The sequence below is a fragment of the Isoalcanivorax indicus genome (genome assembly GCF_003259185.1).
Classification (GTDB): domain Bacteria; phylum Pseudomonadota; class Gammaproteobacteria; order Pseudomonadales; family Alcanivoracaceae; genus Isoalcanivorax; species Isoalcanivorax indicus.
Genome location: NZ_QGMP01000001.1, coordinates 2,580,033 through 2,606,330, shown reverse-complemented (window position 1 = coordinate 2,606,330; position 26,298 = coordinate 2,580,033). Strand labels below are relative to the sequence as shown.

Genomic DNA, 26,298 nt, shown 5'->3' with positions numbered 1-26,298 from the left:
AAACCGGAACCGTCGTACTTCGCGATACCGGCAAGCAGGTAGTTTGAGTTGGAAATACCCCTGGGGTCCGTGCAGACTGGCAGGACAGCGTGCAGTGCGCGGACGCAGTGCGCGATATTTCGGAAGGCTAAGCAGTTTTTTTACATTGAGACTCTGTAACGAGGAGCCCGCAACGATGAGACCTGCAACCCGCACAATGATCCTGCTGATGTCGACGACCCTGTTGCTGACAGCGTGCGACGCCGCGCCATCGCCCGAAGGCCGCATGGGGGACGGCTGGCTCACGGGCCAGGAGGACAACACGGCGCGCTTCGAGCGGCTGGAAGGCTATCTGGGTGGCTTCTCATCGGCCATGTGGGAAACCGGGTACCGCTATCAGGGCACCCGGGATGCGATTGTCGACGGCAACCTGGCGCTGGCGGACTACCATTGGGGCAAACTGCGCGGTGCCATTGAAAACGGCTACATGAAGCGCCCGGGGCGCCAGCACAATGCCGAGGCAATGTTCCTGGAGGGGGCCTGGGAGGCACTGGACAGGGCACTGCAGGAGGAAGACCGCGATACGGTGCAGTCCGCGTTTCTGGACGCCCGTGATGCCTGCATGGCCTGCCATGTCGCGGAGGAGGTGCCCTTCATGAACGACATGCCGCTGTTCCGTGACAGCGGCGATTTCGAGCGCTGACCGGCGGCGCGCTCAGACGCGATAGGTGCTGAAGGTCATCACCTGACTCATCAGCGTCATCAATCGGCGCACCGGGGGCGGCAGCGGGGCGCCACCAGCCTCCTCGGCGGTGACCGCATGGCGCAACTCGTCATCACGCATCTGTTCCAGGATGGCGCGGGTACGCTCATCTTCCAGCGGCACCTGGGCCAGGTGGCTGTCCAGATGCCGCACCACCTGCTTCTCGGTTTCGCTGACGAATCCCAGGCTCCAGCGGTCTCCGGCCAGCCCGGCGAGGGCGCCGATGCTGAAGGACATGGCATAGAAAAGGGGGTTCAGGCGGCTGGGTACACTGCCCAGTTCGCGGATCCGGTCTTCGCACCAGGCCAGGTGGTCCTCTTCCTCGCGGGCGGCTTCTTCCATGGCACGTCGCACATGGGGCAGCCCCGCCGTGGTGGCCTGGCCCTGATACAGCGCCTGGGCGCACACTTCACCGGTGTGGTTGATACGCATCAGCCCGGCCAGATGGCGTGCCTGGTGCGGGTCGGCCGGTGTGCTGCTGACGGTGGCGTGCTGTGCCGGGCTGGGGCGCTCGCCCCGGGTGCTGCCGGGGGTCAGGGTGCGCAGGGCGTTGTCGGCCCGCGACAACAGCTGGTCGAGCGGGCTCAGGCGGCGCTGTGGCGGCGCGTGTCGGGAGTGTGATTCGGTCATGGTGTCAGTCTACCACGGTCAGGTGAATGTCATGATAACCTTGCCGCACAACGGGGATAACAAGGGTACGGGGGCAAGGCATGAAGGATCTGCAGGACCTGCGGCTGATGGTGATGTCGCGCTATCCGGTCATCGTCATCGAGACCTGGGAAGAGCGGCGCGCCCTGGAGCTGCTCAAGCGTATCGGCATGCGCAAGGCGCTGCCGGTATTTAGCTGGACCATCACCGAAGGGCTCAAGCGGCTGGAACTCGCCGATGCCAGCGGCCAGCGGCATACCATCGAGCCGGATGCGGCGCTGGGGCAGATCCGCAGCAATGCCGAAGCGGGTATCTATGCCCTGTGTGACTTCCACCCCTATCTGGTCAATGCCCCCAAGGTGGTGCGCCTGATCAAGGACATCGCCCTGCGTCACGATGTGGTACCCCATACACTGGTATTCATCAGCCATGCGCTGACCATTCCGCCGGAACTGAGCCGCTATTGTGCCCGCTTCGAGTTGAGCCTCCCTGACGAGGATCAATTGCTGAACATTGTCCAGGAGGAAGCCCGCGCCTTTGCCCGGGAGCGGGGGGACCGGGTGCGCACTGGCCGCGAGGTGCTGGACAAGCTGGTGCGCAACCTGCGTGGCCTGACCAAGGAAGATGCCCGGCGTCTGGCCCGGGGCGCGATCATCCACGACGGCGCCATCACCGAGGACGACCTGCCCGAGGTCAACAAGGCCAAGTTCCGGTTGCTGGACATGGACGGCGTGCTCAGCTTCGAGTATGACACCGCCAACTTCGCCCAGGTGGGCGGGCTGGGCCGTCTGAAGGCGTGGCTGGCCCGGCGCGAGAGCGCCTTCATGGGCGCCGCCCAGGGGGGTGTGACGGCGGATACCCCCAAGGGCATCCTGCTGGTGGGCGTGCAGGGCGGCGGCAAGTCGCTGGCCGCCAAGGCAGTGGCCGGGCTCTGGCAGTTGCCGTTGCTGCGCCTGGACATGGGGGCCGTGTTCAACAAGTACATCGGCGAATCGGAGCGGAACCTGCGCGAGGCGCTGAAAATGGCGGAAACCATGGCGCCCTGCGTGCTGTGGCTGGACGAGATCGAGAAGGGCCTGGCGACGGCCGACAACGATGGCGGCACCTCACGGCGCCTGCTCGGCACCCTGCTGACCTGGATGGCCGAGCGCAAGGCGCCCGTGTTCATGGTGGCCACCGCCAACGAGATCGACCAGTTGCCGCCGGAACTGATCCGCAAGGGCCGGATCGACGAATTGTTCTTTGTTGACCTGCCCGGGGCGGAGACCCGCGAAGTCATCCTGCGTATCCATCTGGCGCGTCGCGATCAGGACCCGGCGCTGTTCGACCTGCCCGCCCTGGCGGCGGCCTGTGACGGCTTTACCGGGGCCGAGATCGAACAGGCCATCGTCGCGGGTCTCTACAGCGCCAGGGCTCAGGAGCAGCCATTGACCGGCGCCCATCTGCTGGATGAGATTCGCAGCACGGTGCCCCTGTCTGTGACCATGTCGGAGCGGCTTGAGGCCTTGCGGGCCTGGTGCCACGGCCGCGCGGTACCGGCGGAATGATGCAGATCGATCCGTCCCTGGCGGGCCAGCCGCAGAGTCTGTCGGCGGCCTATCTGGCTTCGGTGCTGCCTGAGGTGTTGCAGCACTATGGGCTGGATCAGGCGGCGGTGCTGGCCCAGGCCGGCATTGATCCGGCGCTGTTGCAGCGCAGCGACGCCCTGTTGCCGCTGCTGGATGCCCTGCGCCTGTTTCTCGTGGTGCTGGAGCGTACCGGGGACGCCGGGCTGGGCTTCGAGATCGGCCGCCGGGTGCGGCCGCGTTCCTATCAGGTGCTTGGCTATGCCGTACTGTCCAGCGCCACCCTGGGCGAGGCGGTGGAGCGCCTGCTGCGTTTCGAGAAGCTGGCCGGCAATGTGGGCCGTACCGAGATGCGTCGTGAGGGTGACAGCGTGTGTCTGCACTGGCATTGCCCCCTGGCGGGTGCGCCGCAGCGTTTCATCACGGAAGCCGCCATTACCGGCTGGGTGACGCTTGGTCAGCAACTGGTGGACGTCCAGGTGGCCCCGCAACGGGTCTGTTTTCGGCACGAGGCGCCGCAGGACCAGGACCGCTACCGTGATGCCTACGGCTGCCCGGTGGTCTTTGCGGCAGATTTTGACGGCGTCGAGTTCGACAGCGCGCTGATGGCGCTCCCCCTGACCAATGCCGATCCGGGACTGTCCGGCCTGATGGAGCGCGAAGCCAGCGCCCTGCTGGCGGACTACGATATCGGCACCAATCTGGTCAACGCCGTGCGCAGCCAGCTGTACCGCATGCTGGCGGATGGCGAGCCGGGCATCGAGGGTGTGGCGCAGCGCATGGGGCTGGCCGTGCGCACCCTGCAGGCGCGCCTGCGACGTCAGGGGGTGAGCTTTCAGGAAGTGCTGGATGGCCTGCGCCGGTCACTGGCCGAGATCTACCTGCGCGATGCACGGCTGAGCCTGACCGAGATTGCACTGCTGCTGGGCTTCGCCGAACAGAGCTCCTTTACCCGGGCGTTTCGGCGCTGGCGCGGGATGAGCCCGGCGGCGTTCCGGCAGCAGACGTGAACTGCACGATCGCGCGCCGCAGGGTATCCAGCTCCACCGGCTTGGGCACATGGGCGTTCATACCCGCGGCCAGGCTGCGCTCGCGATGCTCGCGCAGGATGTGCGCAGTCAGCGCGACGATGGGCAGTGGCGCGCGCCCGTGCTGGCGCTCCCACTCGCGGATGCGCCGTGTGGCCTCGAAACCGTCCATTTCCGGCATCTCGCAATCCATCAGCACCAGGTCATAGCTCCCCTTGAGCGCGGCATCCAGCGCCTCTCGGCCGTTGGCCACCACGTCCGCATCCAGGCCGAGTTTGGCCAGCATGCCGCGAATCACCTTCTGGCTCAGTTGATGATCCTCCGCCACCAGGATACGCAGCCCCGGATCCGGCGACTGATGCTCCAGATCCGTCTCCTGGCGGTCGGCCACGGCGCCCAGTTCCTCCGCCAGGGCCTGTCGCAGCCGTGGCCCGGAGACCGGCTTGCCCAGCACGCGGTGAATACCGACATTGCGTGCCATGGTGGCCGTGGGGGCATCGTTCATGCCGGTCAGCATCACCAGCAGCGGCGTGCGGGTAATCATCGGGTCCTCGTGAATGCGTGCCGCGAGCTGCATGCCGGTCATGCCCGGCATCTGGTGATCCAGCAGCACCACATCGTAGGGATCGTTCAGGTTGGCCTGGGTGCGGATACTGGCCAGCGCCTCGCGGGGATCATGGCAGGCCGTGACGCGCATGCCCCAGGCGAGCGCCTGCTGGCGAATGACCCGGGTCACCGTGCTGGAGTCGTCCACCACCAGAATGGCACGGCCGCGCAGCAGGGAATCGTCGATGGCCGCCGGTGACGGCTGCTCCGTCGCGGGCAGCGGCAGCGTGAACCAGCCCGCCGGGCCTCCCCGGCTGGTGCGATGGCCACAGCGGCCCTGCATGGCTTCTACCAGCTGCCGGGCGATCGCCAGACCGAGCTGACTGCTGTCAGCGGGCGGCGGTGTCGTCTCGTGGCTGGCCAGGGGCTCGAACAGATCGGCTTCGTGATGCAGCGCGCTGCCTTCAAACTCGAAACGCAGATGGTCGGCGCGGCCCGAGGCATCGCGGGCCACATCGATGACCAGTTCACCACTCTGGGCGTGGCGGATGCAGGTGCCGAGCATGTTGGTGAGCGCCTGCTTGAGCCGGGCAGCATCGCCCTCGACCTCCTGCGGCACATTGGTGTGGATATGCGGGATCAACTCGATCTGCTTTTCTTCAGCACGCTCACGGAACAGCGCGACAGCCTCCATCACCAGTTCATTGAGATCGAAGCGGCTGACTTCCAGTTCGGTATGGCCCTGTTCCAGACGGGAATACTCCAGTACATCATTGAGAATTTTCAGCAGACTTTCGCCGGCATTCTGGATGCCCTGGACATAGTCTTTCTGGTTTGGTGTCAGTGGCGTATCGCGCAGAATTTCAGCCATGCCCAGTACACCGCTCATGGGGGTGCGGATTTCGTGGCTGAGGCGCGCCAGCGTTTCACCGCGAATACGCCAGGTCGCGGAGGTCAGCGCATCATGTTGCTCCGCGCTCAGACGCTGCTCGAGTTCGTCACGGCTCTTGCGCGACAGGCCGAGCGCAAACAGCAGTGCTTCGATGGTGGCCGTGGTCAGGATGAGTAACGGACCATTGATGGATACCGGCAGTACCCCGAAGCTGGCCAGCACGGTCAGGGTCACGCAGACGATCAACGGACTGCGGGCAAGCAGATACAGACTGGCGTGATCACTCTGCCGGAACCAGCAGGCAAAACCGACCCACAGCAACAGGGCAACGCAGACGAGCGCCAGCATGTAGGCGATCTGCAAGGCCAGGATGGCGGGCAGTATCCAGTTGAGCAGGGCACTGACCAGCGCACAGGCAATCAGCGTCAGCAGCCACGGCTCCGCCTCGCGGACCTGTTCGCGGCTGTTCAGGAAAGTACGGCTGAAGGCCGTGCTGGCGGCCACCGCCAGCAAGGTTGCGGTCGCTTCCATGTGCGGCTGCAGATGCGGCAGCGGCAGATACTGCACACCGATAAACCCACCGCCGCTCAGTGCGGCCAGTGCCAGGGCAGACAGGAACGCAGAATAGTAGAGGTGCGCGCAGCCGCGATACTGTGCAAACAGGGCGGCGTTGTAGAGTACCAGGCCGAGAATGACGCCGGTCAGCAACAAGAACAGGCCATCAATACGCAGGCTGCTCTGCAATTGATGCTCCACCGTGTTCAGCCGTAACGTATAGGTCATGTGCCGTTCCGGCACGATGCGCAGGTAGTAGGTCCGGGTCGCACCGGGTGGCAGATCAACATTGAAAACCGGTGAGCGATAGCGCAGGTCGGCCCAGGGCGGATCATTTCGCGTGCCGGCGCGTTTTTCCTGGTAATGGCCGGTGTCGTCCGCGTAGTAAAAACGGATATCCCCGAACAGGCCCGGCGTGAGATTGAGCAGCAGATGCTGCATACGGTCGGTGCTGTTGCCCAGCGCAATTCTCAGCCACCAGGTGTTGGCACTGAAACCGAGAAATTCGGATGACGCTCTGGCGGGTCGGAAGCGCGCGTCGTGTTGTCCTGCGAGCAGATCCTGAAGTCGGATGTCGCCTTCGACATCCTCGATATATTCCGAGTACACGGTGATGCGCGCACTATCCAGTGTATCGGTGATTACAAACGGTGGCAGCGGCGAAACCGCCTGGGCGGGCAGGGCCAGCAGACATGCCAGCAGCCCACCCAGTATCAGGCACAGGCGGGTAAGGAGACGGAGGTCAGGCCGTGGTGGTCGCCGTCTGCTGCGCGGCGTCTTCTGTCGCTGGGCGGTGGTCCAGCACATAGGCGTCGAAGCCGGCTTCGGAGAGCAGGTAGGCGCCCAGTTCGCTCCGGCGTCCTCCGTCACAGCAGACCACATAGACAAAATCCTTTTCCAGATTGCGCACGTCGCGGCGTAACTCGGTCAGCGGCAGGTTGCGTGCACCCGGCGTGCGGTCGTGTTTGAACTCCATGGGCAGACGGACATCCAGCAATACACAGGCTCTGTCGCCTTCCTCGCTCATGGCATTCATCGCTTCCGCCGTCACCCGGCGAATCACTGACTGCTGTAATATATCGCGAAAATCCTGCTGGCCAAGACACATCAAAGTGCCATCACTGGTCATGGTGACAGTGGCGTTGCGTGGCGCATCGGAAATCAGCGCGTCCTCACCGAAAAAATCACCGGCGGTCAGGGCGGCCAGGGTTTCACTGCGACCGCTCTGCTTGCGGGTCACCATGGCCTTGCCCTGCTTGATCACATAAAAGGTATCACCCGCTTCGCCCTCGCGCACGATGATATCCCCCAGGGCCACCTCACGTTCCTCGAACTGAACGAACAGCGACTGGATCTTGGCGGGGGGCACTTGCGAGAACAACTCGGATTCCAGCAGTGCATCCATCCAGTCACCCTGATGCCGGTCTTCGCCTTCATCAAGCATGGATTCTGCGGCCTGGGTCCAGGTCATCAGCAGGTCCAGGTGATTACGGTCCATCGTATAGAAAGTGGTTTTTTCCGTGGTGATCAGGTTCACGGTGTGTTGGGAATAGTTGTCCAGGGCGAGATAATTTTCGTCGTCGTCGGCGGGGAAGTGCCGGACCTGGAAACTGGCATCGGTAAGGTCGACGGCGCCATCAATGAGGAACCAGGCGCGGGGGTCCTGTTCGCCGCGTTTGAACACCAGACGGCCGGGCAGCACGGTTTCGACGGACAGGCGGCTGCGGATCTCCTCCAGGTGGGAGTCGCTGAGGCTGTCGAACGGTATGAAGTGCTTGAGTTTGTCCAGGTCGATGGTGGTATCGGTCATGTTGGGCGCTCTCCCCGGGGGATGGGTGCCTGCGGGCACCTCTGTGTGTTACGGGTACGAATTTATTATGACATGTGAGCGGGCGCTTGTGCCAATCCGGGGAGCGAACGCACGCCTCTGGTGAGGGCCCTCACAGTTGGGGGCTTCGTAGCCCGGCCTCGGTACGGGGTAACCCCTTCCAGAAGCCGCCGTGAACCCGTCCATGGGGGCTTGCGTTCGGCATCCTGCCTCACACACTTCTGGAAGGGGTTACCCCGCACCAAGGCCTCAGTTCAGTGCCAGCGGCACGTGCGGCACGTGCGGCACTTCGTAGCTTGTAGGCTGGGCTGCGCTCAGCCCAGCCTACGAGACTTTCTGGAGGAACCAGACTTTCGGTTGGCTTGAAGTTGTTAACCGGGCTGCGCGTGACGGCCCTCGGGGGGCGGGTAAGGGTTTTCTGGACCTTCGAGAGGCATGGATGCCGAACGAGAGCCCCCAGGGACGGGTTCACGGCGTGTCCAGAAAACCCTTACCCGCCCCCCGAGGGCCACAACCACCAAACCGTCAAAGAATGGCAACCACGCGCCCAGGGGGGGGACGGGGCCCGCTCCGGTGAGAGCAGGCAAGCAGGTCAGGCTTCGCGAGCGATGGCGCGGTAGCCGATGTCGGTGCGGTAGTAGACGTCGTCCCAGCGGATCTGCTCGACGCCCTGGTAGGCGCGGGTCTGGGCCGCAGCGACAGAGTCGCCCAGGGCGGTGACGCAGAGGACGCGGCCGCCCCGGGTGACCACCTGGCCGTCCTGCTCGGCGGTACCGGCGTGGAAGACCTTCAGGTCAGACGCATCCACCTGGTCCAGACCGCGGATGACATCGCCCTGGCGATAGTCGCCCGGGTAGCCACCTGCCGCCAGGACCACACCCAGCGCCGGGCGCGGGTCCCACTCAGCGTCGGCCTGATCCAGCTCACCGTCCAGGGCCAGCAGGCACAGGCTGGCCAGATCGCTTTGCAGGCGCAGCATGATCGGCTGGGTTTCCGGATCGCCGAAGCGGCAGTTGTATTCGATCACCTTCGGCGTGCCGCTGGCATCGATCATCAGACCGGCATACAGGAAGCCGGTATACGGATGGCCTTCCGCCGCCATGCCGCGCACGGTGGGCAGGATAACCTCGTTCATGATGCGCTGGTGTACACTGGGGGTGACCACCGGCGCCGGGGAGTAGGCGCCCATGCCGCCGGTGTTGGGGCCGCTGTCGCCGTCGCCGACGCGCTTGTGGTCCTGGCTGGTGGCCATCGGCAGTACATGCTCGCCATCGACCATGACAATGAAACTGGCTTCTTCGCCTTCCAGGAACTCCTCGATGACCACGCGGTGGCCCGCGTCGCCGAAGCGATTGCCGTCAAGCATGTCGCGTACGGCCGCTTCGGCCTCTTCCAGGGTCATGGCGACGATGACGCCCTTGCCCGCCGCCAGGCCGTCGGCCTTGACCACAATGGGAGCGCCTTGCTCACGCAGATAGGCCAGCGCGGCGTCGAGATCAGTGAAGTTGCCGTAGGCGGCAGTAGGAATCTGGTGGCGGGCCAGGAAATCCTTGGTGAAGGCCTTGGAGCCCTCCAGTTGTGCCGCGCCGGCTGTCGGGCCGAAGCAGCGCAGGCCGCGCGACTGGAACAGGTCCACGACGCCATCCACCAGCGGCGCTTCGGGGCCGACGATGGTCAGGGCGACGCCGTTCTGCTCGGCAAAGTCGGCCAGGGCCTGTTTGTCGGTGGCGGCGATGGCGATGTTTTCCACTTTCGCTTCACGGGCGGTGCCGGCATTGCCGGGGGCCACAAACACCTGCTCCACAGCTTCCGAGCAGGCCACTTTCCAGGCCAGCGCATGCTCGCGGCCACCGTTGCCGATAATCAGCACTTTCATGGGATGTCTCCTGTGGTGCTATCCAGTCTTCGGCTCAGTGGCGGAAGTGGCGCATGCCGGTGAATACCATGGCCATGTCGGCCTCGTCGGCGGCGGCAATCACTTCCTCGTCGCGGATCGAGCCGCCGGGCTGGATGACGCAGCGGATGCCTGCCTTGGCGGCATTGTCGATGCCGTCGCGGAACGGGAAGAAGGCATCGGAGGCCATCACGGCACCCTGGACCTGCAGGTCGGCATGCTCGGCCTTGATGGCGGCGATGCGGGCCGAATTGACGCGGCTCATCTGGCCGGCGCCGACGCCGATGGTGCGGCCGTCGCGGGCATAGACAATGGCGTTGGACTTGACGAACTTGGCCACTTGCCAGGCAAACAGCAGATCGCGGATCTCCTGCTCATCAGGCTGACGCTTGGTGACCACCTTGAGGTCAGCGGCGCCGACCATGCCCAGGTCGCGATCCTGCACCAGCAGGCCGCCGTTGACACGCTTGTAGTCGAAGGCAGGCAGGTTGCGGTCCCATTCGCCGCACACCAGCAGGCGCACATTCTTCTTCTCGGCCACGGTGGTCACCGCTTTCTCGGTGGCCGACGGTGCGATGATCACTTCAACGAACTGACGGTCGACGATGGCGCGCGCGGTGGTTTCATCCAGTTCGCGGTTGAATGCGATGATGCCGCCGAAGGCGGATTCCTGGTCGGTGTGAAAGGCCAGGTCATAGGCCGCCAGGATGTTGTCGGCCACGGCCACACCGCAGGGGTTGGCGTGCTTGACGATGACACAGGCGGGCTCGACGAACTGCTTGACGCACTCCAGGGCGGCGTCGGTATCGGCAATGTTGTTGTACGACAGCGCCTTGCCCTGCAACTGGCTGGCGGTGGCGATGGATGCTTCCTGCGGGTGGCGCTCGGTGTAGAAGGCAGAGCGCTGATGCGGGTTTTCGCCGTAGCGCATGTCCTGCGCCTTGACGAAGTTCAGGTTCAGGGTGCGCGGGAAGGGGTCGTTGCCGTTGCCGACGCGCTGGCCGAAATAGTTGGCGATGGCGCTGTCGTAGGCGGCGGTATGCTCGAAGGCGCGGATTGCCAGGTCAAAGCGGAAGGCGTCGCTCAGGGCGCCCTCGTGCTGGTCCAGCTCGGCCAGGACCTGGGCGTAGTCCTTCGGGTCCGTGACGATGCCGACATGGGCGTTGTTCTTGGCGGCGGCGCGGACCATGGTCGGGCCGCCGATATCGATGTTCTCGATGGCGTCTTCCAGGGAGCAGTCCGGGTTCGCCACGGTCTGTTCGAAGGGGTACAGGTTGACCACCACCAGGTCGATGCGCTGGATGTCGCTGTCGGCCATCACGGCGTCGTCCTGGCCGCGGCGGGCGAGGATGCCGCCGTGGATTTTCGGGTGCAGGGTCTTGACCCGGCCGTCCATCATCTCCGGGAAACCGGTGTAGTCGGACACTTCGCGCACCGGGATGCCGGCCTCGGACAGGGCGCGGAAGGTACCGCCGGTGGAAAGGAGTTCGATGCCACGCTGTTGCAGGGCGCGGGCGAAATCGACCACGCCGGTCTTGTCGGAAACGCTGATGAGGGCGCGCTGGACGGCTGTGCTCATGCCTTGTCTACCTTCGTGCTGAACGTGTTACGAATAAAAAAGGGCAGCCATGACTGCCCTTCTCGGTCAGGCCTGCAGGTCAGAGCAGGCCGTACTGTTTGAGTTTCTTGCGCAGGGTGCCCCGGTTCAGGCCGAGCATCTCGGCGGCCCGGGTCTGGTTGCCGCGGGTGTACTCCAGCACTTTCTCCAGAAGGGGGATCTCCATTTCGGCCAGGACCATCTGATACAGGTCGTTGACGGATTCGCCTTCCAGATTGTTGAAGTATTCGATCAGCGAGCGGCGCACGCAATTGCGCAGCGTATCCTGACTGTCGGTCTGGGCCAGTGTCAGGTGGGGTGTACGGTCTTCAGCGGTGTTCATGTCAATCAGTGTCCATGCAGCTGTGCTGGTCATGCGGCCATGTCTCCGTGTTGCGCAACGCCTTCCCCGGTGTCGGCGGCAGACACTCTGTACTGACCAATGGGGATACGGTCAGTGTGCTGTTCAAGATTGTGGAAATACTGCTCAATCGCATGCCGCTGTGCAGCGGCGCTATCCAGTCGGTTGAATCCTTGCCGGAACGTTTCGCCCCCGGGCAGGGACTGCGTGTACCAGCCCAGATGCTTCCGTGCGATGCGTACGCCGGCATCCTCGCCGTACAACTGGTGTAACGCCCCGAGATGGCCCAGCACCCGGTGGGCGGCATCTCCGACTTCCGGCGACGGCGGTAACTCGCCATGGGCGAGGTAGTGCAACGTGTCGCGGAAGATCCAGGGGTTACCCTGAGCAGCGCGGCCGATCATGATACCACTGGCGCCGGTGGTTTCCAGTACCCGTTTGGCTTTTTCCGGTGAATCGATATCACCATTGGCGAGTACCGGGATGCGCACCGCCGCAGCGACCCGGGCGATCGTGTCGTACTCGGCGTGGCCGTTGAAACGGCAGGCGCGGGTGCGACCATGAACGGCAAGTGCCTGAATTCCTGCGTCTTCGGCAATGCGTGCGATGGTCAGCGCATTGCGTTCGTCGGGACTCCAGCCGGTGCGGATTTTCAGTGTTACCGGCACCGTTACCGCCCGTACCACCGCCTGCAGGATGTCCGCGACCAGCGCTTCGTCGCGCAGCAATGCCGAGCCCGCCGCCTTGCGGCAGACTTTTTTTGCCGGGCAGCCCATGTTGATGTCGATGATCTGCGCGCCCAGGTCCACATTGGCGCGTGCTGCATCCGCCAGCATGGCCGGGTCTGCGCCAGCGATCTGTACCGACACCGGGCCCGGTTCATCGGCATGGGGAAGGCGGGTGCGGCTCTTGCGCGACTGCCACAGGCGGGTGTCGGCGGTCACCATCTCGGACACCACCAGCCCGGCGCCCAGGTCACGGCACAGTTGCCGGAACGGGCGGTCGGTGACGCCGGCCATGGGGGCCAGCACCAGCGGGTTGTCGAGTGTGTAGGGGCCGATCTGCACGGTCGCCTCCGGGGCCGGGATCGCCCTGCGCGAGGGGGCGGCAGGGCGAGGGCGCACATGATAGTGCTGTGCCCGGCCGGGGGAAAGGCCCGAAGGGGCCGGATTCAGGCCCCGGGGTGGTTCGCCTGGCCGTTGTTGGGGTGGAAGTAGAGGCGGTAGTTCTCGGCTTGCTCGCCGGGATTCATGATTTCGAAGGACACCCGGATCGGCACGTCCCTGGGCATGGTCTGCATGCCGAGCAGTTCTCCGCGCAGGTACTCCTGTGGCAGGAAGCGCCGGCTGGCCACCGGCTGCCCGCGCAACGAGCTGAAACTCAACTCCAGAATCGGGAAGGGCTGCTCATAGTCGGCGTGGTTGAACAGGATGGCGTCCACCACCAGCGCGTCAGCGACATCGGGGTGGCTGCGCACCACCAGATTGGCGCCGCGCAACGTGCGCACGTCCGAGGGATTGGGCAGGCTGCAGCCAAACAGGTCGCAGGCTGTGGCGTACAGTGGCCGCCACTGCGGTGTGCGCGCCAGCCGGTCGTGGTTGAACACCAGATACTGGGTAGTGAGCACCAGCAATGCGGCCAGTGACAGGGTGGTCCATTTTATCGCCTGGCCGATATCGAGTCGCTCACGGGCGAACAGCGGTTCGCCGCGGGGCGCCTTTCGGACGGGCGGCTCATCCAGCTCCTCCAGGGCCAGTGCGTCGAGGTCGTCATCCCCGGACCCGCCGAACAGGTCGAAATTGTCCTCGAACAGATCATCTTCTTTTTTCGCGCGTGCCTTCGACGCACGCTGGCGAGAAGGCGGCGTATCGCCGTCGAGACGCATCTCCGCAGCGGAGCGGGGCGGCGGGGGCGGGGCGTCTTCTTCCTCCAGTTCCTGAAGCAGGGCTTCGGCCCAGGATTCGTCCGAGCCCTGGCCCTGAGTGCTGCGTCCGGCGCCGCTCATGTCGGAAAAGTCTTCATCGCCGAGGCCGTCGGCACTGTCTTCATCAAGCGACAGGAAGGAATCACTCAGTTCAAGACGCCCGCCCAGAGAGACACGGGTATCGTTACGGTCGTCATCCAGCGATGGCTTGCTCTCGCCCGGCGCGGCAGCCGCAGGGGGCGCATCGTCGTCCAGTGTCCACTGCCGGGCCGGGGCCTGGGGGGGCGCGGGTGCGGGGGGAGGCGTTTCGCTGGCGAGCAGATCTTCGGCCCAGGATTCGTCATCCGTGGCCCGTTTCTTCCTCGCCGGAGGGCTTGCCGGAGAGGGCGCCGCTGGCGCGGCCGTCGGGGCGGGCGCTTCGATCAGATGGTCTGTGGCCTGGAAGACCTGCAGGCAACTGCCACAGCGCACGGCGCCCCGGGCCTGGCGGAGGTGTTGTTCACCAATCTTGAACTGGGCGCCGCAGTGCGGGCATTGCGTCTTGTACTGAGTTGCCATGGGAATCCGTCAGCGCGCGGGCATTGTCTGTGTGGTTTTACGGAAACACCGGGGTTCTGGCAAGGGCTTGCGTCACGGTGCCTTACGAATGGCGCCCTGCCAGGCGCACCCAGTCGCCGTCACGCCCACGCGCTGCAAAGCGGATCGAGGGGGTGTAGGCAGCCTCTACGTTATCGGCCTGTTCGGCCAGAATGCCGGACAGCACCAACTCGCTGCCGGGTCCGCAGAAGCCGAGCAATTGCGGAGCCAGTTCCACCAGCGGGCCAGCAAGGATGTTGGCAATGACCAGATCAAAGGTGGCGCTGGTGGGCAGGTCCCCGGGCAGGCAGGCGTCCAGGCGATGCGCGACGCCGTTCAGGGCGGCGTTCTCCCGGGTGGCCATCAGTGCCTGGGGATCAATGTCACAGGCCAGCACCCGTTCGGCGCCGAGTAGCAGTGCCGCGATTGCCAGCACGCCGGAGCCGCAGCCGAAATCCAGCACGGTCTTGCCGGTGAGGTCGGCGCCGTCCAGCCAGCGCAGGCACATGGCGGTGGTTTCGTGGGTGCCGGTGCCGAAGGCCAGGCCGGGGTCAAGGCGCAGATTGACGGCGTCGCCGCTTATCGGTTCCGCCCAGCTGGGCACGATCCACAGCCGCTCGCCAAACTGCATGGGTTTGAAGTCGTCCATCCAGGCCCGTTCCCAGGCCTGGTCGGCGAGTTGCTCCATGCGGTAATCAGCGGGCGCCTCACCCAGTTGCGCGGTCAGGCCCGTCAGCAGTGCATCGGTATCCGTGTCGGCATCGAACAGGGCACTGATAATGGTTTCCCGCCACAGGGGCGTGGCGCCCAGCGGCGGTTCGAACAAGGGCTGGTCAGCCGCATCCGCCAGCGTGACCGCCTGCGCACCCAGTGCCAGCAGGGCATCCTCCACCGCTTCGGCTTGTGAGGCGGTGGAAGGAATGTGCACTTGCAGCCAGGCCATCAGTTGCGCAGCTTCGATTCGAGGTGGTGGATGTCCACGCCACCCGCTTCAAAGGCCTTGTCGCGGAAGATCTTTTCGCGGTGCAACGGCACATTGGTGTCGATGCCGTCGATCACCACTTCGTCGAGGGCGTTGCGCATGCGCACAAAGGCGTTGGCACGGTCCGGGCCCCAGGTGATGATCTTGGCCACCAGCGAATCGTAGTAGGGCGGTACGGTGTAGCCGCCGTAGATGTGCGAATCCACCCGCACGCCGTTGCCGCCAGGGGCATGGAAATAGCGGATAGTGCCGGGGCAGGGTGTGAAGCGCTCCGGGTGTTCAGCGTTGATCCGTACTTCAATGGCATGGCCGTTGATCTGGATATCGCTCTGGCGCAGCGACAGCGGCTCGCCCGCGGCGATGCGCAGCTGTTCCTTGACGATATCGACCCCCGTGACCATTTCGGTCACCGGGTGCTCCACCTGCACGCGGGTGTTCATCTCGATGAAGTAGAACTGGCCGTCTTCATACAGGAACTCGAAGGTGCCGGCGCCGCGATAACCGATCTCGATACAGGCGCGAACACAACGCTCTGCCACTTCGTTGCGGATATCATCCGGGATGCCCGGTGCCGGGGCTTCCTCGACCACCTTCTGGTGGCGACGCTGCAGCGAGCAGTCGCGATCACCCAGATGGATCGCATTGCCCTGACCATCGGCCAGCACCTGGATTTCCACATGGCGGGGATGCTGGAGAAACTTCTCCATATAGACCGTATCGTCGCCGAAGGCATTCTTGGCCTCCGAACGGGTCAGCGTGATGGCGTTGAGCAGGGCGGCGGATTTCTCCACCACGCGCATGCCGCGCCCGCCACCCCCGGCGGCCGCCTTGATGATCACCGGGAAGCCGATCATTTCTGCCAGACGCAGGGCCTCGTCGCTGTCTTCGCCGACCGGGCCGTTCGAGCCGGGCACGGTGGGCACGCCCGCTTCTTTCATGGCATTGATGGCGGAGACCTTGTTGCCCATCAGGCGAATGGTGTCGGCTTTCGGGCCGATGAAGATGAAGCCGGAGCGCTCAACGCATTCGGCGAAATCGGCGTTCTCAGCCAGAAACCCGTAGCCGGGGTGGATGGCATCGGCGTCGGTGACTTCCGCCGCGCTGATGATGGCCGGAATGTTCAGATAGGATTCGCCAGACGGGGCCGGGCCGATGCACACCGACTCGTCGGCCAGGCGCACGTGCATCAGCTCCCGGTCGGCCTTGGAGTAGACCGCAACGGTGCGAATGCCGAGTTCCTTGCAGGCGCGCAGGATACGCAGTGCAATTTCGCCCCGATTGGCGATGACAACTTTTCGTAGCATGGTGTCGGATTCTCCTGGGCGAACAGGGCCTAGCCAATGACGAACATTGGCTGGTCGTATTCCACTGGTTCACCGTTTTCCACCAGTACGGCTTCAATGGTGCCGGATTTGTCGGCTTCGATCTGGTTCATCATCTTCATGGCTTCGATGATGCACAGGACGTCGCCGGCCTTGACCTGCTGGCCGACTTCCGTGAAGTTGGCGGCGCCGGGAGAAGAGGCACGATAGAAAGTGCCGACCATCGGCGAGCGCACGATATGTCCGGGGGGCAATGCATCGTCACCGGTCTTTTCCTTGCTGCCTGCGCTGGGCGGTGCAGCCGCTGCAGCGGGCGCTGGTGCCGGTGCGGGCGCAGGGGCGGCATACATCTGCGGCGCAGGTGCTGCATTGCGGCTGTTGCGGCTGATGCGCACGGATTCCTCGCCCTCGTGGATCTCCAGTTCGTCGATACCGGATTCCTCAAGCAGCTCGATCAGTTTCTTGACCTTGCGAATATCCATAAATGGTGTCCTTTACTTCTTCTCAGTCGGATCAGGATTCAGGTGGGCCATGGCCGCCTCCAGTGCCAGGCGGTAACCCTCTGCGCCCAGCCCCAGAATCACGCCCGTGGCGATGTCGGAAAAATAGGAATGCTGGCGGAAGGCTTCGCGGCGATGGGTGTTCGACAGGTGCACTTCGATGAACGGAATGTTCACGCCCAGCAGGGCATCCCGCAGCGCCACGCTGGTGTGCGTGAACGCGGCCGGGTTGATGATGATGAAGTCGATGCCTTCGACACGGGCGCTGTGGATGCGCTCGATCAGTTCATACTCGGCGTTGCTTTGCAGCCACTGCAGGTGATGGCCGTTGTCCTGGGCCAGCGCTTGCAGACGCAGGTTGATGTCATCAAGGGTCGTGTGGCCGTAGGTCTCGGGTTCCCGTGTGCCCAGCAGATTCAGATTGGGGCCATGCAGTACCAGAATGGAAGCCACGTGGATCTCCTGTGGAACAAACCTGTCAGCGAAAAGCAGTGAAAAGTTGTGAACTGGACGGCAAAAACCGCCCAATCAGGCGGCTGTTGCAGTTCTGGCTCAATGCTGCCCAATACTAGGGGGAAAAAACGGGGCTGGAAAGAGGTTTACACCTTTACTTACATCTCTGACTGGGCGGTCATGGTCTTTTCCCTGTCATATCGACGGAAATACCCGCGTTTTCAGGTGATTCAGGAAGCGCTCCGGGCTCATTTCGCCGAGTACCCGGCTATCTGCGATCTCCTCCCCCCGGGGATCGATGAAGATCAGGCTGGGCAGGCCGAAAATACCATAATCCGCCATGATCGCCTGATTATCGCGGGTGATGCGCGTGACGTCAGCGCGCACCAGCATCAGGTCACGATCCTGCATGGCTTGCAGTACCGCGGCGTCGCTCAGCGTGGTCTCTTCCAGCACCTTGCAGGCGACACACCATTCGGCAAAGAAATCCACCAGGACCGGCTGACCGCTGTCGCGCGCCTCGGCCAGCAGTGCTTGCAGCGGCTCACGCCCGGTGACGTCGATGAAATCGTAAACCCCTTCAGCAGGCCGCTGTACGGCCCCGGTGTCGGCGCCACGTGGGCTCCCCGTGCCGGCCTGCCGTTCCTGCGTTACCAACGGTTGCCAGGGGTCGGTGCCTCCGGCGGCAGCGCCGATCACCATGATGGCCCCGTACAATGCCAGCACCATCGCCACGCCGCGCTTCAGGCGGCTGGTGTCCAGCGTCGGCTGCAAGGCGCCGAGCTGGATGCCGTAGACGGCCAGCAGCAGCCCGTAGAGCGCCAGGGTCACGCTGTCGGCAATGATGCGATCGAGCAGCCAGATGGCGACGCCGAGCATCACCACGCCGAAGAAGTGCTTGATGCCTTCCATCCAGGTGCCTGCACGGGGCAGCAGGTGGCTGCCACCGGTGCCGAAAACGATCAGCGGCACCCCCATGCCCAGCGCCAGGGCAAACAGCGACAGACCACCGGTGGCGGCATCGCCACTGCCCGCCACGTAGAGCAGGGCGCCTGCAAGGATCGGTGTGACGCAGGGCGATACCACCAGCCCTGAGATCAGGCCCAGCAGCGCGGCACCGCTGAGTGAGCCTTCCCGGCGGTGGCTACCGGCGTTGGCCAGGCGGCTGCGGAGTTTCTCCGGCAATTGCAGGGTAAACAGGCCGAACATGCCGAGCGCCAGAATGACAAAGATGCTGGCCGAGGTGATGATGGCCGCCGGTTGCTGGAGCAGGTATTGCAGGTTCAGCCGCGCGCCGAACACCGCCACCAGCAAGCCTGCCACCGTGTAGGGCACCGCCATGCCGAGCACATAGGCGCTGCTGAGCATGAAGCCGCGCCGGGCAGTGGGGTGGCTCTGGCCAGCAATGATGCCTGACAGGATAGGCACCATGGGAAATACGCAGGGGGTGAACGCCAGCAGCAGCCCGCCAGCGAAGAACAGCGTGACCACCATGGCCAGATTCTGCTCGCCCATCCAGCGGGAAAAGGCATTGGCGTCTTCCGAGCCCAGGGTGCTGAAGAAGCCGCCGCGCTCCTGGCTGTCTCCGGGGCGGTCCGCCGGCGCGGCAAAGGACAGTTCCTCGGCACTGACGAACGTCAGCGGCACGTCGCGCGTCAAGGGCGGGTAACAGAGCACATCCTCAATGCAGCCCTGATAATCGACCTCCAGCACGGTGGGCGTCAGCGGCACGGAATCCAGCGGCAGCGACAGGGTCAGGGTGTCGTAGTACACCTGCACCGGGCCGAACAGCTCGTCGTCCTTGTGCTCGCCCTCGGGCACGCGAAAGTCGCTGAAATCGCTGATCAGGTTGCCGTGTGTATCGCGCAGGCGAAAGCCGAAGCCATGCTCGTAGAGGAACACCTCGGGGATCATGCGGAAGGTCAGGGTGATGGCCTGCTCGGGCAGGTCCGGTTCGGCCTGGATACTGATGGCCTCTTCCGGGCGTGGCAGGTCCTGCTGACTGCTGCCGCCAAGCAGGCTGCTGCCGCTGTCTGAACGGCCCAGCAGGGCCTGCGCGGGCAGGCTCAGGGCGACCAGCAGCACTGTGACGAGCATGGTATGAAGTCGGGTCATGGCGGTCTTTGGAATTCCCCTCGGCGAGAAAGTTCAGCGCCTCGCACGGCGCGCTCAGGATACCAGAGTCGGCAGGGGCGCGCTCTGCGGTGATCTGCCGCACCGGTTTTGTCTGGTCACGGTGTTCCTCTATAGTCGGGGGGCATGATAGTCGGGGGGCACGCCCCCGGTGGCTTACAAGGATTCGAGATGCCTGACCGCCTGCAACCCCTGCTGTACCAGGCCCGTGACCGGGGTCGCGTGCTGATCCCCGCTGTGCTGGGCGGGCTCTTGTCGCTGAATATTCTCATGGGCTGGCACTGGAGCCGTGAACCGGCCCAGCCGGACCTGATTGTGGCGGCGCAGCCGGTGCCCGGGGAGGCCACGACCCAGGCATTGATCAACGTGATGACGACGCTGCTGGAGAAGCCGGGTGGCTACCTGAGCAACGATATTCTGCCGCACCGCCTGTGGCTGGATAACATGCCCAACTGGGAATACGGGGCACTGACCCAGGCCCGTGACCTGAGCCGGGCACTGCAGAAGGAGCTGGGCCGTCCGCGCGGCGTAACGCTGGTTGAGGACCCGGATCTGAGGGTCGCCGCCCCGCAACTGGCGTTTGACCACAAGAGCTGGGCGTTCCCGTCGGCCGAGCGGGAATACCGGCGCGGCATTCGTGCGCTGGAGCGCTATCTGGTGCGGCGGCGTGAGGGCCAGGAGGCCGAGGTGCCAGCCAGCTTTCACCTGGATCCGGCGGCGCTCGATTTCTGGCTGGCCGAGGTGCACGACCGCCTGAAAGCCCTGAGCAGAGAGCTTTCGGGCAGTGTGGGGCGGCCGCTGCCCGACGCCGGTCTGCTGGACGATGAATCGGTGCCGCTGTCCCGCACACCGCGCTTTCAGGTGGATGACGTCTTCTATCAGGCCCGTGGCAGCACCTGGGCCCTGCTGCATCTGATGCGCGGTGCCGAGCAGGATTTCGGTCGGCAGTTGACCCCCTCGGGGCGCGTCCACCTGCGGCGGGTCATTCATCAGCTGGAGTACACCCAGGCGCCGGTACGCAGCCCGGTGATCCTCAACGGGCGGGGTTTCGGCCTGTTTGCCAATCATTCCCTGGTGATGGCCAACCATATTGCCGGGGCCAACCTGTCATTGCAGGAGCTCAGGGCGAGCCTGTATCAGGTTGATGTGCAGGTACAGCAGGAATAGCGCGGTGGCGCGGGTGGCAGCACCGGCCCGGGCAGCGCCGGGCCGGCGGGTCGGCCTTACTGGTCGTTCTTGTAGGCGTCGACGGATTTGATGACTTCCTTGCGGGCGGCCTCGGCATTGTCCCAGCCGTCTACCTTCACCCATTTGCCTGCTTCCAGATCCTTGTAGTTCTCGAAGAAGTGCTCGATCTGCTGGATCAGCAGGGTCGGCAGGTCGGTGTATTCCTGCACGTCCTTGTAGAGGCTGGTCAGCTTGTCGTGGGGCACAGCAATCAGCTTGGCGTCCTGGCCGGATTCGTCGCTCATGTTGAGCACACCCACCGGGCGGCAGCGGATCACGGCACCGGGCACCACCGGGTAGGGGGTCACCACCAGTACGTCCAGCGGGTCACCGTCCTCGGACAGGGTGTTGGGGATATAGCCGTAGTTGGCCGGGTAGAACATCGGCGTTGCCATGAAGCGATCTACCACGATGGCGTTGCTGTCCTTGTCGATCTCGTACTTGATCGGGGAGGCATTGGCCGGAATTTCGATGACGACGTTGATATCGTTGGGAATGTCCTTGCCAGCAGGCACTTTTGCAAAATCCATGATGGGTCGAGTCCGATGCAGTTGCGGATGGCGCGGGATTATAGCAACCCCGCGCCGTTACTGCACCCGACCTTCCGCTAGTGCCGGTAGCGTCAGGACAGCAATCACCCCGCCGCCGACGGCATTGTCCAGCGCTATCCGGCCCTGATGCAGCTCGGCGATCTCGCGGACGAAGCTCAGACCCAGGCCCGTACTGCGGCGGTCGCTGTCCGGGCGGCTCAGGGAGTAGAAGCGCTCGAATACCCGGGGGCGGGCATAGTCGGGGATCGGGTCGCCGTCATTGTGCAGGCTCAGGACCAGCTCATCCCCACGCCGGGCCAGGTGAAGCATGACGGTGCCCCCGGGCGGGCAGAAGTCCAGGGCGTTGTCGAGCAGGTTGCTGACGGCTTGGGCGAGCAGGAAGCGCTCGCCCTCAAGCCGGGGGGAGCCGCTGGTGGAGACCAGTACCTGAATCTGTCGGGCTTCGGTATGGGGCGCCCGTCGTGTGATCTCATCGCGGACCAATGTGGCCATATCCACGGTTTCCACCGCATTCAGGGTATGCCGGTTCTCCAGTGCTGCCAGTGACAGCAGGCGATCGATCAGGCGCTGCATGCGCCGTGACTCCAGATCAATGTTATCCAGGAAGCGCTCCCGGTTTCTTGCGCCGGTATCGGGTTCCTGGAGAATCTCCACAGCGCCGCGAATGGCTGACAGCGGTGATTTCATTTCATGCGCCAGATTCTCGACATAGCGCTCTACGTAGGCTTTACCCTCGATCTCTCGCCGCATGCGCTCGGTGGAGGCGGCCAGCCGCGCCAGGGACGTTTCGCGCAGAATGGGGGGTTGTACCTTGTCGCCGCGGCCAGCGCGCTCCACGTATTGCACCAGCTGGCGTATCGAGCGGGTCAGCCACACCGAGATGACCCCGCCAAGCAAAAGCGACACCAACAGGATGCCGCTGCCCAGCTGCAGGATCTGCCGTCGTGCATAGTCAAGGAAGGGCTGGATGTTCAGATTCGGCTGGGCCACGGTGAGTACGCCGATGATCTCGCCGTCACGCCGGACCGGGGCGGCAACGTACATGACGCTGGTGAGTTCGTCGTCGGGGTCGAGGCGGGTGGTGCGCGCGCCGTACTCACCTGCCAGCGTCAGGCTGACGTCGCGCCAGCGTCCGTAGTCGGCCCCGGTTTCTTCCGGGCGCGTATGAAATACCACCCGGCCTTGCGCATCGGTCAGGTAGACATCGATACCGGGGGTGGTTTTCTCCCGCAACCAGATGCGCGCATTGAGGGGCCGCTGTGTATAGCGTTCGATGGTGGAGGCGAAGGCGCTGCTGGCCGGGTCGTCTTCGGCCAGGGCCGCTGGTGCGAACTCGGCCAGCAGGTTGGCGGTGTCGACCAGGGTTTCCTCGCTGGCCTGGCGCAACACAGGGTGAAGCTGATCGTAGGTGCTGTACAGGAAGACCATCATGCCCAGCCCGACCAGCAGAAAATATCCGATGAATATGCGCAGGCTCAGTGTCATGCGGAGGGCTCGCTGGCGACGCTGTAACCCAGGCCTCTATGGGTCCGGATGGGGTTGCAGTCCGGGTCGATCTGCCGCAACTTGGCGCGCAGCGTCTTGATATGGGTGTCGACGGCGCGATCAAAACTCTGTGCCGGGTCTTCCCAGGCCTGGTCCATCAACTGGGCGCGGCTGAATACGCGGCCGGGGCGCTCGGCCAGTACGCGCAGTACCTGGTATTCGTAGCGCGTCAGGTCCAGCCATCGACCTCGAAAAGCGATGCGTTTGCCATCGTCGTCCAGAGCGAACGCCGTGTGCGGCTTACCGCTTTCTGCAGGTGAGACAGCCTGGTGCAACGTGCGGCGCAGCACCGCACGTACGCGCGCGGCCACCTCGCGGGGGCTGAATGGCTTGGTGACATAGTCATCGGCACCGATCTCCAGGCCGACGATACGATCCACTTCCTCCTTGCGCGCAGTGAGGAAAATCACCGGCATGGACCATTGCTGGCGCAGGCGGCGGCAGACATCAAAGCCGTTCTCGTCGGGCAGGCCCACATCCAGAATGACCAGATCGGCGTGAGCAGAGGCCAGATAGTTCAGGCCTTCGCCTGCCAGTCGTCGCCACACTACGGTGAAGCCCTCGCTTTCCAGGGCGTAGACCAGGGTATCGGCGATGGCAGTTTCGTCTTCAACCAGCAGTATTGTTTCGGGCATGCCTGTTGCGTCCTTGCCTGGGTGGGTAGGGGGAGCGCCTGTGCTGAAGGGATTCAGGTTTGACAGCATACTTCAAATATCCCGTTGGGCATGAATCACGTAACGCCACGGTGTGCCCGCCGGTGCCCCGAAAGGATAGCAGGTGACCAGCATCAGGGTGTCGCTCGCCGGGGAGAGCACGGCCATCTGTGTGCGGCTGTCCACGATGTCGATACGGGTCACCCGGTAGGCCAGCATGTCGCCGCTGCGGCGCTGAATATGCAGCAGATCATCCATGGATATGTTTTCCAGTGCCCGGAAGACGGTGTCCTGATGGCCGGCGATGGCCAGCGTGCCGGGTGTGCCCGCCGGGGTGCTGCCGGGGAGCAGCCCGGGGCCGAAAGCCAGGCTCTGGCCCGAGGCATCGTGCAGCACGATGTGGTGGCGGCCGCCGGGCAGCGTCAGGCGGGCGACTGGCCAGGTGTCTGCCCACGGCCAGGGGCGCACGGCGTCATCGCCTTGCAGTGTTCTGGCCCAGGCGGCCTCGATCAGTTGCCCGGCCAGCCAGGCCTTGGCATGCAGCCAGCCGTTCTGGCCCAGCAGCAGCGCAGCGCAGATCAGCAGGCCGATAGCCAGCAGCCGGTTAGCGCGCATGAGCCTGTTTCCGGGTGGTCAGGTGCAGTAGCACACCGAGCAGCAGCAGGGCCAGGGCCAGGTTCCGTCGCGATTTCAACCCTAGTGACGTTGCCGGATACGGAACATGGGTGTGATCGGCGGTGGCCATGTCCACGGGCAGGCGGGCCGAAATATGGCCGCTCTCCAGCGGCGTATCGGGATCGCGCACCGGGGTGTCATCGACGGCAACAAAGCTGGTGTACCGACTGACCAGACGGTGTGTCAGAGCGACATCCACAATGTCGTCACGCAGGCGGCTGTCGATCTGGCCAGGGCCTTGCTGCGCCATCAGTGTGCGCAGCCGTTCCCGTGCCCAGAGACTGCCGATGCCGGCATGGGGTATCGGGGTGCGTGTCACCACGCGTGCCCAGGGTTCAGGCGTTTGGCCGCGAACAGTCAGAGACGACGGCAGTTTGTCCATGCGCAAGCTGAGCATGACCGGTTCGCCCAGATACAGGTCGGGTATCTCGTCGGCGGCCAGCGACCACTCGATGCCTTCCGGGAGTGTCAGCGTGATATCGCGAATGACCGGGTGTGCGACCTTGTCCAGCAGACGGTTCATCCGGGCACGCACTTCCGAGGTGTTGTGGATATAGGTATAGGTGCCGCGCCCGGCAGAGGCCAGCTCGCGCATCAGGAAACTGTTCGGCGCGGCGCCAATACCGACACTGAAGAAACGTGCCTCACCGATGCGCTGGCGCACCAGCGCCAGCACGGCATGTTCATTCGAGACGGCACCGTCGGTGATGAACAGAATTTGCCGCAGGTGTTCGGCAGAGGTCGGCATGTTCAGGGCGGTGCGCAGTACCGGCAGCATTTCCGTGCCGCCGCCAGCACGCAGGCCGTTGATGAAGCCTCGGGCCAGGGCAAGGTTCTCGGCAGTGACCGGCATCGGCTCAGGAAAGAGACTGCGGTGAACATGGTTGAACTCGAGTACGTTGAACCGGTCACCCGGGGTCAGGCGCGCGAGCGCGTACTCCAGGCTTTCCCGCGCCTGTTGCATGCGCTGGCCGTGCATGGAGCCGGACGTATCGACGATCAGCAATTGTTCGCGTGGCAAGCGCTCCAGAGTTGCAGGGGCGGGCGGCATCAGCATCAGCAGACCGTAATGGGCGTCGTTCACGGTTTCCGTGAACAGGGCGGCTTCGCTCCGGGCGCCCGCTTCCAGTGTCCAGGAGAGCAGGAAGTCACGATCCATGGGGGTCTGTTCCTGTTCAAGGGCCACCAGGTAGCCGTTGCCGTCGAAGGTCTGGCGAACGTCATGACTTGAGCTGTGCAGATTGCTGATGGGCAATCCGGCATCCACATGAACGGCGATGGTGGCCTGTTGGGCGCGGGCGGACATCCGTGCCGTGGCGTCTGCCATCTCGTGTATATCCAGAGGCAGTGTCACCGGATGGCCATGGTGATCATTGTGTCCGGTCACGTCATCCAGCGGGTGTGTGCGCATCAATGGCTGGTAGCGGGGCGTCACGGTCAGCGGCAGACGCAGGCTGAAGCTGGCGCCATCTCGTGTCAGGACCTGCGAGTAGCGGAGTGTCACGCTGACGGTTTCGCCGCCGGCAATGTTGGCAACGCTGGTGGTGAACAGGTTGGGGCGTAGCTGTTCGGTGAGGCCGGCATGGCGGCCCTCGGCGCGTGCTTGCTGGTAGCGGGCGCGCGCCTCGGCACGTTCCTTTATTTCGCCTGTGATACGGCGCTCGCCCACCTGAATTTCCATGTGATGAATGGCCGCACTCTCAGGCAGCGGAAAGACATAGAGTGCTTCACCGAATTCCCGGCCCTGATTATGAAAATGCTGTGTCAGGGTGACGTGGGCTACCGGCCCGCTGACCTGGACGAGCACATCACTCTGTTGCAGCAGCGCGCTCTGATAGCGCCCGTTTTCGGCGTCATGGAACAGTAGCTGGCCGGTTTCGGCTTCGTTGAGCCAGCGTGTGCGGCTGTCGGCATGCGCCAGTGAGGCGACCAGCAGCCACAGGGTGATATGAGCAAGCCGTATCATGGGCGTCTCCCGGTAAGTGGTTGAAGGTGCAGTCTGCGGTGTGCGCATGGGGGCAGCATGTGCGCCATGTGGGCGTTCTGTGAGGGCGGTTCCTTCCCGGGGAAGCAGCCGTTATCCTTCCTGCTGGGGAACGAC

General features: G+C 64.2%; 22 protein-coding genes. 4 read left to right on the top strand and 18 right to left on the bottom strand.

Annotated elements, in window-relative coordinates; genetic code table 11:
- The first annotated feature begins 175 nt into the window (after positions 1-175).
- Positions 176-682 carry a hypothetical protein gene (locus tag DKW65_RS11740; RefSeq protein WP_162925830.1) on the top strand — a complete coding sequence of 169 codons (507 nt, stop codon included), beginning with the start codon at positions 176-178 and terminating at the stop codon, positions 680-682.
- A gap of 12 nt (positions 683-694) precedes the next feature.
- On the opposite strand, the gene coq7 is transcribed toward DKW65_RS11740, so the two are convergent.
- Positions 695-1,372, bottom strand: coding sequence for a 2-polyprenyl-3-methyl-6-methoxy-1,4-benzoquinone monooxygenase (gene coq7 / locus DKW65_RS11735; protein WP_111657422.1), 678 nt, complete (start codon positions 1,370-1,372; stop codon positions 695-697).
- Between the two features lie 80 nt (positions 1,373-1,452).
- Here coq7 and DKW65_RS11730 point away from each other — a divergent pair, with 80 nt between their 5' ends.
- On the top strand, positions 1,453-2,937 hold the full coding sequence (locus DKW65_RS11730) for an AAA family ATPase (protein ID WP_111657421.1): 1,485 nt from the start codon (positions 1,453-1,455) through the stop codon (positions 2,935-2,937).
- Complete coding sequence (locus tag DKW65_RS11725) at positions 2,934-3,965, top strand: AraC family transcriptional regulator (protein WP_245932485.1); 1,032 nt, start codon at positions 2,934-2,936, stop codon at positions 3,963-3,965. The genes DKW65_RS11730 and DKW65_RS11725 overlap by 4 nt, the downstream gene beginning before the upstream one ends.
- Here the strand turns inward: DKW65_RS11725 and DKW65_RS11720 are convergent.
- The 12 genes from DKW65_RS11720 to dsbD all read right to left on the bottom strand — a co-directional run bounded on the left by DKW65_RS11720 (position 3,904) and on the right by dsbD (position 19,528).
- Positions 3,904-6,783: a hybrid sensor histidine kinase/response regulator gene (locus DKW65_RS11720; RefSeq protein WP_111657419.1), complete on the bottom strand. Its 2,880-nt coding sequence runs from the start codon at positions 6,781-6,783 to the stop codon at positions 3,904-3,906. The genes DKW65_RS11725 and DKW65_RS11720 overlap by 62 nt on opposite strands.
- Positions 6,719-7,786 (bottom strand): cyclic nucleotide-binding domain-containing protein, encoded by a 1,068-nt coding sequence (locus DKW65_RS11715; protein ID WP_111657418.1) that lies wholly within the window; start codon positions 7,784-7,786, stop codon positions 6,719-6,721. The genes DKW65_RS11720 and DKW65_RS11715 overlap by 65 nt, the downstream gene beginning before the upstream one ends.
- Before the next feature lie 610 nt (positions 7,787-8,396).
- The gene (purD, locus tag DKW65_RS11710; RefSeq protein WP_111657417.1) at positions 8,397-9,680 is read right to left on the bottom strand and encodes a phosphoribosylamine--glycine ligase; all 1,284 of its coding nucleotides are present in this window, start codon (positions 9,678-9,680) and stop codon (positions 8,397-8,399) included.
- 34 nt (positions 9,681-9,714) lie between these two features.
- Complete coding sequence (purH, locus tag DKW65_RS11705) at positions 9,715-11,277, bottom strand: bifunctional phosphoribosylaminoimidazolecarboxamide formyltransferase/IMP cyclohydrolase (RefSeq protein WP_111657416.1); 1,563 nt, start codon at positions 11,275-11,277, stop codon at positions 9,715-9,717.
- A gap of 79 nt (positions 11,278-11,356) precedes the next feature.
- Positions 11,357-11,638, bottom strand: coding sequence for a DNA-binding transcriptional regulator Fis (fis, locus tag DKW65_RS11700; protein WP_111657637.1), 282 nt, complete (start codon positions 11,636-11,638; stop codon positions 11,357-11,359).
- A gap of 29 nt (positions 11,639-11,667) precedes the next feature.
- Positions 11,668-12,723, bottom strand: a complete 1,056-nt coding sequence (gene dusB / locus DKW65_RS11695) for a tRNA dihydrouridine synthase DusB (RefSeq protein WP_111657415.1) — start codon at positions 12,721-12,723, stop codon at positions 11,668-11,670.
- 104 nt (positions 12,724-12,827) lie between these two features.
- On the bottom strand, positions 12,828-14,138 hold the full coding sequence (locus DKW65_RS11690; protein ID WP_111657414.1) for a zinc-ribbon and DUF3426 domain-containing protein: 1,311 nt from the start codon (positions 14,136-14,138) through the stop codon (positions 12,828-12,830).
- 82 nt (positions 14,139-14,220) lie between these two features.
- Complete coding sequence (prmA, locus tag DKW65_RS11685) at positions 14,221-15,099, bottom strand: 50S ribosomal protein L11 methyltransferase (protein ID WP_111657413.1); 879 nt, start codon at positions 15,097-15,099, stop codon at positions 14,221-14,223.
- On the bottom strand, positions 15,099-16,442 hold the full coding sequence (gene accC / locus DKW65_RS11680) for an acetyl-CoA carboxylase biotin carboxylase subunit (RefSeq protein ID WP_111657412.1): 1,344 nt from the start codon (positions 16,440-16,442) through the stop codon (positions 15,099-15,101). Before accC ends, prmA begins: the two co-directional genes overlap by 1 nt.
- Before the next feature lie 29 nt (positions 16,443-16,471).
- Entirely contained in the window at positions 16,472-16,942 is a 471-nt protein-coding gene (gene accB, locus DKW65_RS11675) for an acetyl-CoA carboxylase biotin carboxyl carrier protein (RefSeq protein ID WP_111657411.1), read from the bottom strand.
- Between the two features lie 12 nt (positions 16,943-16,954).
- Positions 16,955-17,413: a type II 3-dehydroquinate dehydratase gene (aroQ, locus tag DKW65_RS11670; RefSeq protein WP_111657410.1), complete on the bottom strand. Its 459-nt coding sequence runs from the start codon at positions 17,411-17,413 to the stop codon at positions 16,955-16,957.
- 195 nt (positions 17,414-17,608) lie between these two features.
- A complete protein-coding gene (gene dsbD / locus DKW65_RS11665; protein WP_111657409.1) occupies positions 17,609-19,528 on the bottom strand; it encodes a protein-disulfide reductase DsbD in 1,920 nt (639 codons plus the stop codon).
- Between the two features lie 189 nt (positions 19,529-19,717).
- Between dsbD and DKW65_RS11660 the strand changes: the two genes are divergently transcribed.
- The gene (locus tag DKW65_RS11660) at positions 19,718-20,713 is read left to right on the top strand and encodes a DUF2333 family protein (protein WP_162925829.1); all 996 of its coding nucleotides are present in this window, start codon (positions 19,718-19,720) and stop codon (positions 20,711-20,713) included.
- 56 nt (positions 20,714-20,769) lie between these two features.
- Here DKW65_RS11660 and ppa read toward each other — a convergent pair whose 3' ends face one another.
- The 5 genes from ppa to DKW65_RS11635 all read right to left on the bottom strand — a co-directional run bounded on the left by ppa (position 20,770) and on the right by DKW65_RS11635 (position 26,163).
- Positions 20,770-21,303, bottom strand: a complete 534-nt coding sequence (gene ppa / locus DKW65_RS11655; RefSeq protein ID WP_111657407.1) for an inorganic diphosphatase — start codon at positions 21,301-21,303, stop codon at positions 20,770-20,772.
- Between the two features lie 57 nt (positions 21,304-21,360).
- Positions 21,361-22,809: a two-component system sensor histidine kinase CreC gene (creC, locus tag DKW65_RS11650; RefSeq protein WP_111657406.1), complete on the bottom strand. Its 1,449-nt coding sequence runs from the start codon at positions 22,807-22,809 to the stop codon at positions 21,361-21,363.
- Positions 22,806-23,504, bottom strand: a complete 699-nt coding sequence (gene creB, locus DKW65_RS11645) for a two-component system response regulator CreB (RefSeq protein ID WP_111657405.1) — start codon at positions 23,502-23,504, stop codon at positions 22,806-22,808. Before creB ends, creC begins: the two co-directional genes overlap by 4 nt.
- Before the next feature lie 72 nt (positions 23,505-23,576).
- Entirely contained in the window at positions 23,577-24,137 is a 561-nt protein-coding gene (locus DKW65_RS11640; RefSeq protein WP_111657404.1) for a class GN sortase, read from the bottom strand.
- Positions 24,127-26,163 carry a marine proteobacterial sortase target protein gene (locus DKW65_RS11635; protein ID WP_162925828.1) on the bottom strand — a complete coding sequence of 679 codons (2,037 nt, stop codon included), beginning with the start codon at positions 26,161-26,163 and terminating at the stop codon, positions 24,127-24,129. The genes DKW65_RS11640 and DKW65_RS11635 overlap by 11 nt, the downstream gene beginning before the upstream one ends.
- Positions 26,164-26,298: the final 135 nt, after the last annotated feature.